Genomic DNA, 16,956 nt, shown 5'->3' with positions numbered 1-16,956 from the left:
TCTGCTCATGATCACTGAACTTCTCGAACGCTTATTTCCTCGTGGTATTGACAATAGCCGCACTGATGTCAAACGTCGGTTGAAGCTGGTTTTGGCACACGATCGGGCTGATTTACCACCGCACATGGTCGAGGAGTTGCGGAAGGAAATTCTTGATGTGGTGTCGCGCTATGTCGAACTTGATGAAGGGATGGAGTTTTCGCTGGAAAATCATCAGCGATCGACTTCTTTGATCGCCAATTTGCCGATTAAACGGATTCGCACTGCTCCAGATTCGACTCCTGTAGACGATGCGGTTCAACTTGATCTAACGCTTACCGAAGCAGTCTTGACCGAAGATCCGCCCAAAACTGAACCGATTAAGCCGCCTCCCCCTCCCAAGCTCAAAGAATGAACCGAATCACGGGTAAAACAAAGCTACTCGGTGTGATTGGCGATCCGATCGAACATTCGCTCTCTCCAATCATGCACAATGCTGCGATCGCACAGATGCAGATCGATTTCGCGTATGTTCCCTTTCACATTCGACCTGAAGATTTGAAGACTGCGATCGCTGGATTTAAGGCAATCGATCTCAAAGGATTCAGCGTCACGATTCCGCATAAACAAACGATCATGCCGCTGTTGTCTGAGATTACCGATGTGGCGAAAGCGATCGGGGCGGTGAATACGGTTTGGAAAAGCGATCGCGGTTGGTGTGGGACAAATACCGATATTGTTGGCTTTATTGCACCGATTAAAGATCGAAATTGGAAAAGCTCGATCGCGCTTGTTCTTGGAAATGGTGGAGCCGCGAGAGCCGTTGTTGCTGGATGCGATCAACTTGGATTTTCAGAAATTCATGTCGTCGGACGTAATGCTGAGAAGCTTCAGGAATTTGCTCAGTCTTGGAGCTTAGATTCGCTTTCGGTTCATACCTGGGAAGAACTCTCTAAACTTCTGCCTAATGCGGATTTGGTTGTGAATACGACACCAATTGGGATGTCCCCGCACTCGGATCGATCGCCTTTGATGGAAGAGCAGGCGGATTTGATTAAATCTGGTGCGATCGCTTACGACTTAATCTATGTGCCAAATCCAACGATGTTTCTACAACAAGCACAACAAAGAGGGGCTGAAGCGATCGACGGTTTAGAAATGCTCGTCCAACAAGGTGCAGCAGCGTTGGAAATTTGGACAGGGCAGACTGTACCCGATGATGTGATGCGTCGATCGCTGCGGGTTCATCTTGGCTTTGAGTAGAGATACCGAAATGCACTCCAAACAAATGGAATGATCAGCGCTGTGATCCAGAAGTAATAACCGCGCTCTAAGTGCTGTAGCCTCATATCAGTGTTTCCTGCACCACCGGGTATTCTTTGGTAAAAGAGCCAAATCGTGTTGGTGATACCGATGAAAAGAGCCGCCGCACTATACACGATCGCACTCTCCTGCTTTCGCATCAGAACAAATACAAGACTCATGAGGTAGGGGATATTCGCATACCAACCGAATTGCAACATAAGTGCACCTAACCAACCGATGAATAAGACCAGGATTCCTGAATAGATATCTGGCTCAGAGATAGGAATTTTCGTATCAACGAAGTAAAAGACAGGGTTAGCAAGAGAAATCCCGTACAGCAATAAACTGACAAAGACGACAGCAGTTTTCATGGGAATTTAGAGTGCGATCGACAATGGTTTAGAGTCTCTACAAGTCCATTGAAGTACAATCCGCTTTGAGTGCGATCGCATTTATTTCTTGATTTCTCCGAGTTAATTTCTGCATCAAAATCGTAGTTCGTGATACCAAACTTGATAGCGTGAGAATATCCTTTTCTGGAGTTCGCAATGTCTTCTCTCCTATCGGATGCCTCTCAACGATTACAACAAGCTCTGAAATACACCACGCTTTCAGAAGATGCGATCGAGTCCCTGAAATACGCGAAAGCTTCTTTATCGGTTGCCATTCCAGTGCGAATGGATGATGGTTCGCTGAAAGTATTCCAAGGCTACCGAGTCCGCTACGATGATTCGCGTGGAGCAGGCAAAGGAGGGGTCAGATATCATCCGAATGTCACCTTGGATGAAGTGCAATCGTTAGCATTTTGGATGACGTTTAAATGTGCAGCTTTAAGCTTGCCGTTTGGCGGTGCAAAAGGCGGAATTGCAGTCAATCCGAAGATACTATCGCGGCTGGAATTGGAGCGATTGAGTCGGGGATACATAGATGCGATCGCAGATTTTATTGGACCTGATACAGACATTCTTGCGCCCGATGTTTACACGAATGCGATGGTGATGGGCTGGATGATGGATCAATACAGCATCATTCGACGGCAGAACACACCGGGAGTCGTGACAGGAAAGCCGATCGCAATGGGTGGAAGCTTAGGACGAGATAGCGCGACCGCGATGGGAGCATTGTTTGTAATCGAGGCAATGTTACCGAAGTTTGAAATGAAACCGCAAAATACCACAGTTGCAGTTCAGGGATTTGGAAATGCGGGAGCAACGATCGCGGAATTGCTCTATCAGGCTGGCTACAAAGTCGTGGCAGTGAGCGATTCTAAAGGTGCAATCTATTCCAAAGCAGGCTTAGACATTCCAAGCATTCGACAGCATAAGAATTCGACTCGTGAAATTCAAGCGGTGTACTGCGAAGGTAGCGTTTGTAATGTTGCAGATCACGATCGCATTACTAACGAAGAACTATTAGAACTTGAGGTTGATATTCTGCTGCCTGCTGCACTAGAAAATCAGATTACAGAAGTGAATGCAAACAACATCAAAGCTAAGTTAATCTTTGAGCTTGCCAATGGTCCCATTACATCGAGTGCAGATGCAATCCTAGAGAGCAAAGGTATCTATGTATTTCCAGATATTTTAGTAAATGCGGGTGGCGTAACGGTGAGTTACTTTGAATGGGTGCAAAACCGGAATGGATTGTATTGGACATTGGGCGAAGTGAATCAATCGCTACAGCAAAAGATGGTGGAAGAAGCAGAGCGAATTTGGTCGATCGCACAAGAGATGTCGATTTCAGTGAGAACTGCTGCGTATGTTCATGCACTGAGACGACTGGGAGAAGCGATCGATGCGAAAGGAACTCGGAATTATTACACAAGCCGAAGCTAGATAAGAGAATGTTGAAGGAGTATCAAAGTTTTCTCGCTTCGTTCGATTTCGCCCCGGAATGAATTCGGGGCTATCGGGGGAAAGTCCTGTGAACAGGACTCAGAACACGGTTTTAGTCGGCTGTTAGTCCCCTTTAGTGGACTTCGTTTTGTTAGCCCCGAATTCATTCCGGGGCGGGTAGGCGCAAGCAACGACACGTTTCAAATATCTTCTAAACTTTTAGCTTAAGCTCTAGAGTCCAAACAGCTTCTTAACTTGGATATAGAAATAGATGACATAGACGAGAAGAGTCTGAGGGTCAACAACAAACCAGGCAAACATTAAACCGACAAAGAGCAGCAAGGAACTTCCAAAGAAATAGGCTCCTCTGACTTTTTTTCGACCAAACTTTGCCACAAAACCATCAACGGGGTGCACCTCAAAAAAGGTGTTCCAGTTGAAAAGACTTGCAAGCAAACCATAAGCGCCACCCACAATACAGCCAGCAAGAATTAGGGAAATTTTTGGCATTCCTGTTGATGTTGCTAAAGGAATCCAAACCAAGACAAGCGCGATCGAAATAACGACATAAAGCCAGATCTTCATAGAACTCTTTAACCATTAGAGACTATGCCCAGAATTCCCGAAGTCTATTTCAATCTAGCTTTGTTGTCTCATTGCTATTAAGCTTTCGCGCCGCGCTTCCATTCGCTGAATCCTTTACCCAAAATGACGAATAGCACTAACAAGCCTTGAATGACTCCAGCGAGTGAAGATTCAAGATCGAGATCTAACGGTAATCTCAGACTACCGATATTGAGAACGCTGAAGAAAAACGCGATCGGTAACAATAACCAAGCATTCATTCCAGCTAACAATGTCACCAACAGCGCTAGAAATCCTAAACCGCTGGAAATGTTCGGAATCAATCGGTGAAACACTGCTACGACTTGAAGCGCTCCTGCTATTCCTGCAAACGCGCCACAAATTGCGAATGAGCTTAGAAGCTGACGAATTGAGGGAATTCCTAGCACATACGAAGCGCGGAGATTTTGCCCGACTGCCCGGAGTTTCAAACCAAAATGAGTTCTGCCGAGAACCACGATCGTAATTGCGATCGACATGAAAGCGAGTAAAACAGCGATCGGGCTTGCATCGGTATTTCCAAAAGTCGGCAACCAGAGCGATTCTGGAAACTGTTCTGTTCCGCTCATTGATGCCACACCCGGACGTTTCCAAGGTCCAAACACTAGATACAATGCCAAACCATCTGCAAGGAAGTTCAGACCTAATCCTGCAAAGATTTCATTGATTCGACCATAGATATTGAGCACCCCTGCGAACAATCCCCAGAGCATTCCCCCAACACCACCTGCCAGAATTGCTAGGAACAGCGCAACGGCTGGAGGTAAGTTATCTTGCGTTAATCGCAGCATGAAAGTCGTTGCAATGCCACCAAACGCGATTTGTCCTTCGATGCCTAAGTTGTAGAGTCCTGCGGTAAACGTGAACAATAAACCGCAAGAGCAAATTAACAATGGAGCTAGAGTTGCAAGCACACGGGCAAACTGTCCAGGAGTGCTAAATGCACCTGCGATCATTTCGGTGAGAACCTCGATCGGGGATGCGCCTGCGAATAAAATGATGATCATCGTGAGGATCAGAGCGAGAGCGATCGAGCCGATTTGATACGTTAGTGTGCGGTTCAGCATTGTTTTGAAATTGAGGAAATTGTGTGGTTCAGTCAAAGCCTGCAAAGTCAATTAGATTGGCGGATTTGAGAGTGCAATTTGGATTGCAGCGGACTGAAGTGGAAGGATTTTTTTTGGAATGGTTGGAAGAATTGCCAGAACTATCAGAGTTTGAGAGACAGCGGTTGGATCAAGTGCGACGACAGTATCTTTATTTGCTGGAATATCCAGTATTAGAAGGGATTGTCAAGATGGTTGTATTGTCTCCATTGCTAGAGTTAGCAGGATTTTATCAAGAGCCGTTTCGGGTTGAAGGAGAAACCAGTATTCAAGTCAGCGCAACCGATGGGGATGAAATCATTCAAGGCAATATTGATGTTTTGATTGTTCAGAATCAATTTTGGATTACTGTAATTGAAGCAAAAAATTCGGAGCTTTCACTTACTAAAGCATTACCGCAAGCACTCGCTTATATGTTGGCAAATCCAGTGAAAGATCAACCAGGATTTGGAGTGGTGATGAACGGGAGCGAGTTTCAGTTCTTGAAATTAGTCCATCAATCATCGCCCCAATATGCTTTGTCTGATGTGTTTTCCCTCCTGAATCGTGGAAATGATTTGTATTCAGTGCTGAGAATTTTTAAGAGGCTTGGATCTCTGGTGCAGCACTGATTGATTCTGTTTCGGTCAAGCGTCCTCCGATCATCTGTCCAAGCTTTTCGACAGTGAGTTTTGAGGTTTCGATCGATGCCGAAACTTGACCCCCGCTAAAGACTAAAACTCGATCGCTATATTGCATAATTTCATCCAAGTCCGAGGACATAAACAAAATCGTTGTTCCGGTCTGACATCGAGTAATTAATTGTTGCCAAACCCACAGCGTTGATTCAATGTCTAAGCCGCGTGTGGGATGCTCCATCAACAATAGATTTAGCGGTACAGGTAACAATGCGAGTTGTGTTCGTTGTTGGTTTCCACCTGAAAGCCGCTCAACATGGGAGGTAGGTTTGCCTCGAATGTTGAACGTTGAGATCGCTTCAATTGCTTTTTGATGACTTCCTTTCCAATCAATCATGAGCTTCTGTGATGGGTTTCTCAGGATGAAATGCTCGTGAATTGATAGTCCTCGAATTAAGCCATCTTTTAATCGATCGGCAGGAGAGTAGCCGATTCCAGATTTGAGATAGTCCGAATAAGGCTTTTGAGTCATATCGGAATGATCGATGGTGACTCTTCCCAATGCAGGTTTGATCAATCCAGCACAGAGGAGTAATAGGAGTTGTTGTCCACTTCCTTCAAGTCCTGCAAGCCCGATCACTTCGCCTTTATAAGCAGTAAAGCTGCCCATATTGAGCGTTAAGCGATCGTCTTTTACAACAACATTGTGTAACTCCAACATTGGCTCGGTTTGTCGGGTGACAGGCTTCATCGGGGGAGCCAATTCTTTCCCGAAGATGAGATCAATTAAAACCGAGTCAGGACAAGGGATTTTAACATTGCCGACGACTTTGCCGGAACGCATCACGGTTACGCGATCGCACAATTCCTCAACATCTTCCAACTTATGCGACACGAAGATCACAGATTTACCTTCGGAAGCAAGTTGTCTAGCAGCATTAAACAATGCAGTTTTTTGATCTGCTGAAATTCCAGTCGTTGGCTCATCAAGGATTAGAGTTTTAACGCCCAAAGAGAGTAAGCGAATAATTTCAAGCTGTTGACGCTCTCCGACGGTTAGATCAGAAACGCGATCGTCAGGATTAAGCGAAAAATTGAATGTCTCAGTTAAGCGGAGAAATTCTCGACGAGCGCGATCGGGATTGACGAACTTCAAACCAGAAAAAATGCCCTTAGATAGAACTTCACCTCGACCCACCATGAAGTTATCTAAGACAGTTAACGGCGGGAAGTCGAGCGGATCTTGGTGCAGCATTCCAACCCCCGATCGAATCGCATCGGCTGGAGTTTTGACGCTGACAGGCTTGCCATCAAAGAGAACTTGACCCGAATCGCGACTGATAAAGCCACTGAGAACTTTAACGATCGTGCTTTTCCCCGCACCATTTTCACCCAATAATCCGTGAATGCTCCCTGCTTCGACAGTCATCGAAACATCATCATTCGCCAGCACTGTTCCAAAGCGTTTTGTAATCTGTTGAAGTTCGATTCGCATAGTTTCACACAGAAGTAAAAATGTGGGGAGTGGGGAGTGGGGGGAGTAAAACAAAGATTTACGACAAACCTAGTTCCTATCTCCCTACTCCCCACTCCCCACCTCCGAAGGGTCAAGCTTCTACACAAACTAACCTCATTCTATTTGCTGGGTCCTTCCATTCCCGCTAACAACTGAGGCATATACCAAATTTGTTGATCGGTTGCAGTCGCTCCCGCTTTCACAAACTCAGTTCCATCTTGGAATTGGAGCGGACCCCGATAGAGATTGATACTGCCATCCGCCATACCTTTCACAAACTCATCCAGGAACTTCTTGTTCTCGCCTAATGCTTGTCCAGAATTGAAGCCAACCATGCCTTTCTGGGGTGCAGAGAGATTTTGGAAATCTGCACCTGACCAGACAAATTCACTTGGATAGTTCCCCGATTTGGCTTTCTGAAGGGCATCTGTGTAGGGCAGTGACCAACGGTAGAAAGGAACACCCAGACAAATATTCGGGGCGAGTGAACACCCTGTTTCTAAGTCGTAGTGCACGAACTTGACGGGTTTTCCGGCATCTGCCGCTTTCTTCCCTTGTACCGCAGCTTCAGGCGTATCAATGCCGCTCATCACCACATCGAAACCACCATTGTAGTAATCATCTGCAACTTTAGTCGGATCAAGGGTTTTACCCGGAATGTTGAACCAGAAACCGATCCAAGTTACTTTGAAATCCAGATCGGCAGCAGGACGTTTGCGATAGTTCTCCCAGCAGTATCTTGCACCGAGAAATGCAGCAGAAGCATAGCGTCGGGTTTCATCATTGATCAAAGCACCGAGATAGCCAATTTTTCCGGTTTGTGTTCCTAATGCTGCGGAACAGCCTGCCATCATTTTGCCAAACTCCATCCGTCCCATGATGTTACTCAGGTTCGGTTGGTTTTTGAAGTTCTGCCCTTCTTTCCAAGCATAGTCACCCGACGCATGGATCACTTTCACATCAGGGTGTTTTTTCGCGGTTTCGAGCGCATCGTCTTTGAAGTCATCAGAGTTAAAGATGACGAGCTTTGCGCCTTTCGCAATGATGTCATCTGCAACTTGGGAACCTCTGACGTTTGGACGATCGACAGGGTTCACTTTATCCACAAATTCCAATTTGCTTCCAGGCACATTTTTGATCGCGCCTTCGATGCCTTCGTAGTGGGCTTGGTTCCAGCCTGCATCATTTCTGGGTCCGACTAAAACCATGCCGACTACAAAATCGCCACTGCCCCCTGCGGCTGGAGAAGATGCGGTTTGATTTGGGGTGTTTCCTGAGCCACAAGCTCCCACGATCGAGCCTAATGCAATTGCAAATCCAGCTTGTCGGAGCGTTCGAGAAAGCCAATACTTTGTCATATTTTGGAGAAATTAAAACAGTGATGAGGTGTGGAAGCGACGATAATAATTTGCTCTCGGATTATCACGAATTGATGCGATCGCAAAATGTATCCGAAACCACATCAAATTATCAAGATTCGCTAAGAATACGAGGAATTTCAGAAATTTTTAATTTATTTGTACTGTTACGAAATCGAGCCTCGAACCAGTACGACGGTACAATCACAGCGACGTGCGATCGCTCCAGGAATATTGCCTTGGATCGCTTGCTGCAACATTCCTTCACGAGTTGCACCCAATACAATCACATCACATTGATCTTTTTGCGCTAGATCAATCACCGCATCGGACACAGAGTTTGCACAAACAGGCATGAGTTCGACTGGGCAATCTAAGCGATCGCTTAAAAATTTCCTTGATTCATTGAGCGAATTCGGATCAGGTAAATCTCTCTGAGGCTGATGAATTTGGCACAAACAAATTTCTGGATGGTGTGCGAGTTTTGCAAGTCCAGGCATTAAGCGAATAGCTTGACGAGAATTTGGTCCGCCTGCGGTGGGAATTAACCATCGATCGAGCGTGGTTCCTTCTCCAAATTTCACGAGTACGACATCGCAGTTCGCTTGGCGGATCATGGTATCGACTACATTTCCAAAGATGCGTCCGGGAGTCGAAGTTTCACCATTCCAGCCCATGATGATTACATCAATGTGACGCTCTTTAATCGTTTCGAGAATTGCTTGGGAAATCTCATGAGTGACGCGAACTTGAGTGTGAACAGAGATTTTCCATTGTTTACCTAAGTGAGCCGCTTTCTTGAGTAGCTTGCGGCTGATTGTGGTTGAAACCGCAGTTTCAGCGGGATTACGATGACGAGCGATCGGAATTACCTGCAAACATTCCAATTCGTATTCTCGATCGTTGGCGATCGCGGCTGCCATTTGTAAGAGTCGTCCAGCGGTTTGCGGATTCGCGATCGGAACTAACACCCGACCTTTCCCGGTTTCTGGCGCACGAGTTTGATAAACCACATAAGACGGCTCTGGTTGAGGTCCAACTTGTGCGGTATTCGAGAGTTTATCCGACTCAGCCCGAATAATATCAGCGCGAGTAATAATGCCAACGAGCTTGCGACGATCCACCACAGGCAATCGACTAATCTTATAACGGTTTAATAAATACAAAACCTGACTGAGTGGATCATTCGGATGCACTGTAACAGGTCTGGGAGTCATGATTTCACCCAGGGGTTGAGTGTGATCTAAATGTCGATCGCTAATATGCGCCAAATCTGTTTCAGTGACGATTCCGACTAGCTTTCCATTATCAACAACCGGAAAGCCACGATGATGCGATCGAGAAAATGCCTGAATTGCTTCATCTAAACTAATTTGGCTCGATAATGTCTCAACTCGTCGCTGCATTAAATCTTCTGCGGTCAAGCCAGATAGTCGAGTCTCCATTTCTGGATTTGCGGCTTGCAGATGAATGCCTCGATATTCTAATAAATGCTTATAGACTGAACCGCTGAAAGTACTTTCTGCAACGAGATAAGCGGTGACAGATCCGATCATCAGAGGAAGTACCACATTGAAATCGGTGGTCATCTCGAACACAATGACGATCGCAGTAATTGGACCACGAGTAACCGCACTAAAAAATGCTCCCATTCCTGTGAGTGCAGCAGTGGTTGTGAGCGCAGTACTCAAATCTAAACCTAACGGGACTCCAGCATTCTCAATACTTTGAGCCGCGAAGCTAATCAGATAACCTAAAGCCGATCCCAAAATCAGCGAAGGTGCAAACAATCCACCGGGCGCACCAGAACCAAATGCGACCAACGTTAGAACGAATTTTGTAACGAAGAGAACCGCTGTGATTCGCCAGCCTAATTCACTCGTGATCCAAACTTCTTGCAAACTGGCACTATCTCGTAAAGCACCGGGGAGAATCGCGATCGCTAATCCAGAAAGTCCACCTGCAAACGCAATCCGAAAGGGCAAGCTCCAATTCAAACTCTTACGATTGAGCTTCAGACTGAATAAAATTCCTCGCACAAAGAGCGATCCAAGCAACCCCGATACAACGCCAACTAATAAAAAGATCGGAATCGACGTGACGCTAAAACTGGTCATGATGTCGATTCCGTAAGGAGTTCCGTTAAGTCCTTGCCCGCCCAAAAGTCTTGATACAACCGCTCCAACGAACGAAGCCAGAATCGCAGTTCCAAGCGTTAAGCCGGAAACATCTTGTAAAAGCTCTTCAACAACAAATAACACTCCAGCGATCGGCGCATTAAATCCTGCTGCCAATCCCGCCGCCGCTCCTGCTGCAATTAGTTGTCTACGATGAATCGGAGAAGTCGGAACCCAATCGCTTAACTGTGCTGCGATCGCGGCTCCAATTTGAACCGTTGGACCTTGCCGCCCCAAATTTAATCCTGATCCAAGCGCGAGTAGAGTTGTTGCGAGTTTTGCGATCGCGACTCTCAAATCTAAAGCACTTGAAACCCCGCCCAAAGCCGCCTTCACTTGAGGAATTCCGCTACCTGCGACTTCAGGCGCAAACTGTTCAATGAGCCAACCTGCCAACAATCCCGCAAGAATCCCGATCGCAGGCAACACGATCCACGCAGGATAAATCGTTGCCGAATATAATCGCCACTGGCTGAGCCAGCCGACTCCTTGTTTGAGCGCAACCGCCGCCAGTCCCGAAACGAGTCCAATCAAACACGCTTCAAAAACTGCGAGTTGCTTCGGTGATACCGCACTCAGCCTAAATCTCTGCCGCCACATATTGAGGCTCTGAGGAACGAAGATGCTAAATTATCGTATCCGAGACTGGGGCGATTGAAGTTCTTCTAGACAGGAGATTGCACTTCAGAATCGGCTGCGATCGCAGGTTGTTCAATTTCCGGTTGTGCAACAGGCTTGACCGCAGGAGCGATCGATTTCTCGGCTTGCATTTCTTTTTCTTGGAACAGCAACGCACCTAAATGTACGATCGACAATCCAACCGCTGCTAATGAAACCACATAGCTATGCAGTGCGTACAAATGAGCGACTGTTAGCGTTCCAACTGATCCGCCTGTAAGAATATCGCGTAAGGTCGGACCAATAAAGGGAATGGCTTCGATCGTGCCTAATTCAATCTTGAGCCGCCAGAACCCAATCTGATCCCAGTTGAGAATCATCGCTGTCCAACTTAGCCCGATCGCGCTCAGGGTGAATAGAATGCCGCTAATCCAAGCCGTCAACCAACTGCGACGAAACCGCTCACCGAGGAACATCACCACAATTTGCACCAGACCCAAGACGATCACGAAATTGCCCGACAAATTGTGCAGCGTATGAACTAACCAACCGTAAGGAACTTCTGTGTCGATCGCTTTCAATGAATCATACGCGCCGCCCGCAGTGGGAACGTAATAGAACGCGATCAGAATTCCAGAAGTGACTCCCACTAAGGTAAGCGTGAGAATCGAAACGGCGAGAACAGTAGATAGCCGTCGTAGGAAAAAGGCAGGATTCAGCATGACGAGGCTCGGTAATGAACAATTATTAATTCCTGTTAAGCAGATTTTAACGGAATTCCAGATTTGAGAAATCCTTCTTAGTTCCTTTAGAGCTTTTTAAGACTATAAGAATCGGTTTCGTTTCGCTGCTGCCCGCCCGTGATTGGAAATCACGGTCTATCGGAAAAAGTCCTCTAAAGGGGACTGATACCCAATGAGAGCATGTATTTCAGTCGGTTTAAACCGACTTCGTTCCGATAGCCCCGAATTTCATTCGAGGGGCGATCCAAGCAATAAACGACTCCACTTAAAACACATCCTTTCAACTAAGAATTTCAATCTTGTTTCAGAATACGATTCTCGATCGAACCTTTACTCTGTCTAAACGCAGAATCTCAAACGGACACGATAAAATAAGTCCCTGAAGCTTTGGGGACAAAACCTTGCCTACTCTTGGTGTCAACATTGACCACATTGCAACCATTCGTCAAGCTCGTCGCACTGTCGAACCTGATCCCGTTGCCGCTGCTGTACTCGCCGAACTCGCCGGAGCCGATGGAATTACCGTCCACCTGCGCGAAGATCGCCGCCACATTCAAGACCACGATGTTCAACTGTTGCGCCAAACAGTTCGGACACACCTGAATCTAGAAATGGCTGCCACCGATGAAATGGTGTCGATCGCGCTCGATATCAAACCTGATTACGTCACGCTCGTCCCCGAAAAACGCGAAGAAGTCACGACTGAAGGCGGACTCGAAATCGCAGGACAACTCGATCGTATGACCGAAGTGGTAAGCACTCTTCAAAATTCGGGCATTCCGGTCAGTCTCTTTATCGATGCTGACCCCGAACAAATCGAAGCCTCGGCTGCCACAGGTGCAAAATTCATCGAACTGCACACCGGACAATATGCCGGATCGTATTCCGAAGAAGGACAAGCCAAGGAACTAGAAATTTTGTCGCAAGGGTGCGAAATCGCGATCGCGGCAGGTCTGCGAATTAATGCCGGACACGGATTAACCTATTGGAATGTTCACCCGATCGCACGACTCCCAGGCATGGAAGAATTGAATATTGGACACACGATCATTAGTCGCGCTGTTCTCGTTGGATTAGAACGAGCGGTGCGAGAAATGAAACAAGCCATTCGCGGCGAACTCTAAGTTATTCCGGATTTTTTTGAAAAAGGACTGATCAATATGACGACTTACTACTACGTTTTGGCAAGCCAGAAATTTTTGCTGGAAGAAGAACCAATGGACGAGGTTCTAAACGAACGGTATCGCGATTACAAAGAAAAAGGCAGAGAAATCGATTTTTGGGTGATCAAAGAACCTGCGTTCCTTGAAGCGCCTGAAATGGCAGAAACCAAAGCCAAATGTCCCCGTCCCTGTGTTGCGATCGTCTCGACCAACAAACAGTTTATTACTTGGCTAAAGCTGCGTCTAGAATATGTCATCACTGGAGAGTACCAGCAATCGGAAACATTGCCGAACCCGCTGGGATCTCTAGAACCTGTTTCTTAGTCTCTCTAAACTTCTATGCCCCAGACGACGCTTCAATCGGTTTTCTCAGGACTCGCAGGAGTCACCCTTGCTTTCAGTGGAATGCCGTTCGCCCAAGCCCAACTCCCGAACTGTCAAGCTCCTCGATCGAATGAATTTCTCTTGCTGATTGTGACCCGCACTCCAGAATCCCAAGCGCGGGTTCGCAGCGTCGTCTCTCGCACTGCTGATGTCTCGGTCTGTAACTATTTCGGTGAAACGGTCACACGAGTCGGCGGCTACAAAGACGCTAACACCGCCAACTCTTGGGCAAATTATCTCAATGACACCGTTCGCCTCAGAGCCTTTGTCGCAACTCCTCCCGGTGGCACTCAAGTTGCCAGAAGCGATGTTCCTCGACAGCAACCTCCTCAACCAATTGTCCGCCAAAACGAACTTGCTACCGCTTCCGCAGGCTTCAATCCTCAACGCCTTGGACAAGGTTTTGCAGTCATCGTCAATCACTACAATCGTCCTGAAGTTGCCGCTCAAGTTAGACAAGTTCTGAATCGAAATATTGGACTGGCTTCATTTGAGCAGCGTCCTTATTTACTGGCAGTTCAAACGACCGATCGCGGTGTTGCCAATTCAATTTTGCAGACTTTAAGCGATCGAGGATTTGCCGCAATGTTGGTGAGAAGCGATCGAGTTACTTTACTCACGCCCGTGGTTCAAATTCAGCCTGTAGGCGGTCAGTAAGGGCAAACTCGACATGAGTGAAACCGTCTATATCGAAACCAGCATTTTGGGCTATCTCACTGCCAGATCAACCGAAAATCTAATTTTGGCTGCAAATATGCAGATCACAAAAGACTGGTGGAAGTTTCGTCGTAATGCTTTCGTTCTCTATACTTCGGAAGCTGTACTTGACGAAGCAGCCCAAGGAGACTCTGAAATCGCTACTCAGCGACTAGAGTTTTTGAGTAATCTGCCTTTGTTAGCATTAAACCAAGCCGTACAGGACTTAGCCTTGCAGTTCTTGAGCCGAAGCAGCTTGCCACCCAAAGCAAGAATAGATGCTATTCATATCGCTGCTGCAACAATTCACGAGATGGATTATCTGTTAACGTGGAACTGCAAGCATATAGCCAATGCTCAAATTCAAAGAAAGTTGGCTGAAATTAGCCTTGATTCCGGTTATCGGTTGCCCATTCTTTGCACACCCAACGAACTCATGGGAGATTAGGTCATGTGGACAGATCCGATTGTCGAAGAGATTCACAGAATCCGTGAAGAATATGCGAAGTCCCTGAACGATGATTTAGAGGCGATTTTTGCAGACCTACGTAGGAAGGAAGCTCAAAGCGATCGGAAAATCGTGGATCGATCGCAAAAGTCATACACTAGCGACTCAAAACAGGATGTAAAAGATGTTAGCTTTTCAAGCTGATCTTCATGATCTAGATATTTAAGTAGGATTGGTCGCGATGTTGCAATCAGGAAAGCTGTTCTTCTTTTGTGGAAAGATGGCGGCGGGAAAATCGACTCTTGCAAGGGAAATCGCACGACGAGAGGATGCGGTTTTGCTGGTGCAAGATGAACTGCTAGATCAGTTATTTCCTGGCGAAATTGTTGATATTCCTGACTTCGTTAAGTATTCATCTAGGCTGCGAACTGCGTTCGATCGACCAATCTCTGCGCTGCTCTTAAAGGGTATTTCTATTGTCCTCGACTTTCCTGCAAATACGAGAACGCAACGGGCTTGGTTTCGATCGCTATTTGAACGAGCCAATGCGGATCATGAGTTGCATTATGTCGATATTTCTGATGACCTGTGCAAGCGCTAGCTATGGGAGCGGAGCAAGGATCTTGCTGAAGGTTCAGCGTTTACGAGTGAGGCTGAGTTTGACGCAATTACAAAGTATTTTCAGCCACCTTCGGATGATGAAGGCTTCGACGTTATTTATCACCGCCGCGACTAACGCCTGATTGCAGTAGACAGACTAATAAACAGGGAGTAATTTTGATTGCAAATCGCGATCGCAAATCACACCGCATCGCATTCGACATAGTAATCATAAGCACTTAGATCAATTCGTTCTGCAAGCCCGCTTTGTAGTCGAGTAACCTGAGCGACTGAGACAGGATAGCTGTCCACCATCAGACTATCCGCAGACTCTTGAAACAATTCTTGCAATTCAGGCAAGTCCAGCGCATTGAGTACAGCCTCATCCACTAGGCGATCGCCGTTTTTCTCATACCAGCGCAATACTCTGATGATTGAGTGAGAGTTATGATTTGAAGCTGATTTCACTTGCGCCTTAATTTGGTCAGTCATGATTATGGGTCTACCTCGTAATCAGGATTTGCTGGCTTCAGTTGTTCGCCTGTAATCGGATCAAACTCACCCAGATGCTTACCCTTCCTATCATATTTCTCGATCGTGCCATGCCGACTGTCCCACTCGTATATATTTCCCTCCTCATCTTTCCATCGCTTTCTCAATCCGCCCCCTCCTTGAACAGAAGTTTTAGGCTTTACAGGTTTTGCATCAGGAAAAGCCTGCAAAAGTTTAGGAGCGGGGATATACGGCATTGATAGGATGTGCAGTCAAAATAGGTTCTAAGCTTATCATTTTCTCTGACTGCAAGTTCTCATCAGGGGTCAATTATCTGAAAGAAAAGCAGCTTTGATCTCGCTTGGAATTTTTGCGGGTCGGTTGCGGTTGGCATCAAAATAGCACCACTCGGTGAGCGATCGACACAGCATTTTCTGATCCGAAATTCGCACAAATTCAACCCGCCGGAAAAAAGTCGATAGCGTACCACGCTCCACCCAAGTCGTTAATCGAATCACATCTCCGACAAAGGCAGGCGAGAGATAATCTACTTCGTGCCGTCGGACAAACCAGATGATGTGATTTTTCTCATCGAATTCGCGGGAATAGCCCTTAGAACGGTAAGCCGCGAGAGCAATGTCCTGAATCCATCGCACGTGAACGACATTGTTCATGTGATTTTGCGGATCACAATGCTGTAATTGCACTTCGCGTTCTTCGGTGTAGACGATCGCAGACATACAGGAATTTCTAGACGCTCTTCTGGTTTTAGCGCAGAATTTCTGATTTAACTTTATTCCTTGAATCTGTTATTAGAGCTTCTTGAAGTATCTAGCAATGGGAAGCAAACCGAAGCCCGCTTTTTCGTAGGTGTGACGCGCTGGAAGATGACCCGAATCGCCTCCGGTTTCCACCATCGCGATCGACATTCCAGCTTCTTTCATCCAGGAGAGCGCAAATTCTATTAGAGCGCTTCCAATCCCTTGATTCTGAAACTCTGGATCAACTGCGACCATGTAGATTTCACCCATGCTAGATTCGGCATCTAGTTTCGCAGCGACAAAACCGACCACAGAATCCGCATCGATCGCAATCCAAACACTCGTATCTTGATCAGCACAAACATCCTCAACAGCTTTTTGCTGGCTCACACGCCAACCGTCGGGATAGAAAACGTCATAGATTTCAGCATCCAGCGAGTTCTGGAGCGACTCAAACACAGGCTCCCATGCCCGAAGTGAAAGACGGACAACAGCATCAAGATACTGAGGAGCATAGAGTTCAACCTGCATATC

General features: G+C 46.6%; 21 protein-coding genes. 9 read left to right on the top strand and 12 right to left on the bottom strand.

The window, feature by feature from the left end:
- The first annotated feature begins 7 nt into the window (after positions 1–7).
- Together minE and ACQ4M5_RS26560 are read left to right on the top strand one after the other, a co-directional pair.
- Positions 8–394, top strand: a complete 387-nt coding sequence (gene minE / locus ACQ4M5_RS26565; RefSeq protein WP_430678748.1) for a cell division topological specificity factor MinE — start codon at positions 8–10, stop codon at positions 392–394.
- Positions 391–1,242 carry a shikimate dehydrogenase gene (locus ACQ4M5_RS26560; protein WP_430678747.1) on the top strand — a complete coding sequence of 284 codons (852 nt, stop codon included), beginning with the start codon at positions 391–393 and terminating at the stop codon, positions 1,240–1,242. Before minE ends, ACQ4M5_RS26560 begins: the two co-directional genes overlap by 4 nt.
- Here the strand turns inward: ACQ4M5_RS26560 and ACQ4M5_RS26555 are convergent.
- Together ACQ4M5_RS26555 and ACQ4M5_RS26550 are read right to left on the bottom strand one after the other, a co-directional pair.
- On the bottom strand, positions 1,224–1,655 hold the full coding sequence (locus tag ACQ4M5_RS26555) for a hypothetical protein (protein WP_430678746.1): 432 nt from the start codon (positions 1,653–1,655) through the stop codon (positions 1,224–1,226). The two genes, ACQ4M5_RS26560 and ACQ4M5_RS26555, sit on opposite strands and share 19 nt — an antisense overlap.
- A gap of 37 nt (positions 1,656–1,692) precedes the next feature.
- Positions 1,693–1,833 (bottom strand): hypothetical protein, encoded by a 141-nt coding sequence (locus ACQ4M5_RS26550; protein ID WP_430678745.1) that lies wholly within the window; start codon positions 1,831–1,833, stop codon positions 1,693–1,695.
- Here ACQ4M5_RS26550 and ACQ4M5_RS26545 point away from each other — a divergent pair.
- Entirely contained in the window at positions 1,833–3,119 is a 1,287-nt protein-coding gene (locus tag ACQ4M5_RS26545) for a Glu/Leu/Phe/Val family dehydrogenase (protein WP_430678744.1), read from the top strand. The genes ACQ4M5_RS26550 and ACQ4M5_RS26545 overlap by 1 nt on opposite strands.
- A gap of 231 nt (positions 3,120–3,350) precedes the next feature.
- Here ACQ4M5_RS26545 and ACQ4M5_RS26540 read toward each other — a convergent pair whose 3' ends face one another.
- The gene (locus ACQ4M5_RS26540) at positions 3,351–3,704 is read right to left on the bottom strand and encodes a hypothetical protein (protein ID WP_430678743.1); all 354 of its coding nucleotides are present in this window, start codon (positions 3,702–3,704) and stop codon (positions 3,351–3,353) included.
- 77 nt (positions 3,705–3,781) lie between these two features.
- On the bottom strand, positions 3,782–4,810 hold the full coding sequence (locus ACQ4M5_RS26535; protein ID WP_430678742.1) for an ABC transporter permease: 1,029 nt from the start codon (positions 4,808–4,810) through the stop codon (positions 3,782–3,784).
- Positions 4,811–4,833: 23 nt separating this feature from the next.
- Between ACQ4M5_RS26535 and ACQ4M5_RS26530 the strand changes: the two genes are divergently transcribed.
- Complete coding sequence (locus ACQ4M5_RS26530; RefSeq protein ID WP_430678741.1) at positions 4,834–5,460, top strand: type I restriction endonuclease; 627 nt, start codon at positions 4,834–4,836, stop codon at positions 5,458–5,460.
- Here the strand turns inward: ACQ4M5_RS26530 and ACQ4M5_RS26525 are convergent.
- The 4 genes from ACQ4M5_RS26525 to ACQ4M5_RS26510 form a co-directional block, all read right to left on the bottom strand.
- A complete protein-coding gene (locus tag ACQ4M5_RS26525) occupies positions 5,429–6,961 on the bottom strand; it encodes an ABC transporter ATP-binding protein (protein ID WP_430678740.1) in 1,533 nt (510 codons plus the stop codon). The two genes, ACQ4M5_RS26530 and ACQ4M5_RS26525, sit on opposite strands and share 32 nt — an antisense overlap.
- A 140-nt stretch (positions 6,962–7,101) precedes the next feature.
- Positions 7,102–8,340 carry a BMP family lipoprotein gene (locus ACQ4M5_RS26520; protein ID WP_430678739.1) on the bottom strand — a complete coding sequence of 413 codons (1,239 nt, stop codon included), beginning with the start codon at positions 8,338–8,340 and terminating at the stop codon, positions 7,102–7,104.
- A gap of 167 nt (positions 8,341–8,507) precedes the next feature.
- Positions 8,508–11,117 (bottom strand): chloride channel protein, encoded by a 2,610-nt coding sequence (locus ACQ4M5_RS26515; RefSeq protein WP_430678738.1) that lies wholly within the window; start codon positions 11,115–11,117, stop codon positions 8,508–8,510.
- 65 nt (positions 11,118–11,182) lie between these two features.
- Entirely contained in the window at positions 11,183–11,857 is a 675-nt protein-coding gene (locus ACQ4M5_RS26510; protein WP_430678737.1) for a cytochrome b N-terminal domain-containing protein, read from the bottom strand.
- A gap of 422 nt (positions 11,858–12,279) precedes the next feature.
- Between ACQ4M5_RS26510 and ACQ4M5_RS26505 the strand changes: the two genes are divergently transcribed.
- From ACQ4M5_RS26505 to ACQ4M5_RS26485, 5 genes are all read left to right on the top strand, one after another.
- A complete protein-coding gene (locus ACQ4M5_RS26505; protein ID WP_430678736.1) occupies positions 12,280–13,002 on the top strand; it encodes a pyridoxine 5'-phosphate synthase in 723 nt (240 codons plus the stop codon).
- A 36-nt stretch (positions 13,003–13,038) separates the two neighbouring features.
- Complete coding sequence (locus ACQ4M5_RS26500) at positions 13,039–13,365, top strand: MgPME-cyclase complex family protein (protein ID WP_430678735.1); 327 nt, start codon at positions 13,039–13,041, stop codon at positions 13,363–13,365.
- A gap of 15 nt (positions 13,366–13,380) precedes the next feature.
- Positions 13,381–14,082: a hypothetical protein gene (locus ACQ4M5_RS26495; protein WP_430678734.1), complete on the top strand. Its 702-nt coding sequence runs from the start codon at positions 13,381–13,383 to the stop codon at positions 14,080–14,082.
- A gap of 13 nt (positions 14,083–14,095) precedes the next feature.
- Positions 14,096–14,569 carry a type II toxin-antitoxin system VapC family toxin gene (locus ACQ4M5_RS26490; RefSeq protein WP_430678733.1) on the top strand — a complete coding sequence of 158 codons (474 nt, stop codon included), beginning with the start codon at positions 14,096–14,098 and terminating at the stop codon, positions 14,567–14,569.
- Positions 14,570–14,810: 241 nt separating this feature from the next.
- Positions 14,811–15,170, top strand: a complete 360-nt coding sequence (locus tag ACQ4M5_RS26485; RefSeq protein WP_430678732.1) for an AAA family ATPase — start codon at positions 14,811–14,813, stop codon at positions 15,168–15,170.
- Between the two features lie 200 nt (positions 15,171–15,370).
- On the opposite strand, the gene ACQ4M5_RS26480 is transcribed toward ACQ4M5_RS26485, so the two are convergent.
- The 4 genes from ACQ4M5_RS26480 to ACQ4M5_RS26465 form a co-directional block, all read right to left on the bottom strand.
- Complete coding sequence (locus tag ACQ4M5_RS26480) at positions 15,371–15,661, bottom strand: DUF7683 domain-containing protein (RefSeq protein ID WP_430678731.1); 291 nt, start codon at positions 15,659–15,661, stop codon at positions 15,371–15,373.
- A 2-nt stretch (positions 15,662–15,663) separates the two neighbouring features.
- The gene (locus tag ACQ4M5_RS26475) at positions 15,664–15,918 is read right to left on the bottom strand and encodes a colicin E3/pyocin S6 family cytotoxin (RefSeq protein ID WP_430678730.1); all 255 of its coding nucleotides are present in this window, start codon (positions 15,916–15,918) and stop codon (positions 15,664–15,666) included.
- A 69-nt stretch (positions 15,919–15,987) separates the two neighbouring features.
- Positions 15,988–16,401 carry an acyl-CoA thioesterase gene (locus ACQ4M5_RS26470; protein ID WP_430678729.1) on the bottom strand — a complete coding sequence of 138 codons (414 nt, stop codon included), beginning with the start codon at positions 16,399–16,401 and terminating at the stop codon, positions 15,988–15,990.
- 72 nt (positions 16,402–16,473) lie between these two features.
- Positions 16,474–16,953 carry a GNAT family N-acetyltransferase gene (locus ACQ4M5_RS26465; RefSeq protein ID WP_430678728.1) on the bottom strand — a complete coding sequence of 160 codons (480 nt, stop codon included), beginning with the start codon at positions 16,951–16,953 and terminating at the stop codon, positions 16,474–16,476.
- Positions 16,954–16,956: the final 3 nt, after the last annotated feature.

This window comes from Leptolyngbya sp. AN10 (genome assembly GCF_050565645.1).
Classification (GTDB): Bacteria; Cyanobacteriota; Cyanobacteriia; order Leptolyngbyales; family Leptolyngbyaceae; genus Leptolyngbya.
The sequence above is the reverse complement of the archived record's forward strand: the minus strand, read 5'-3'. Positions and strand labels throughout refer to the sequence as shown.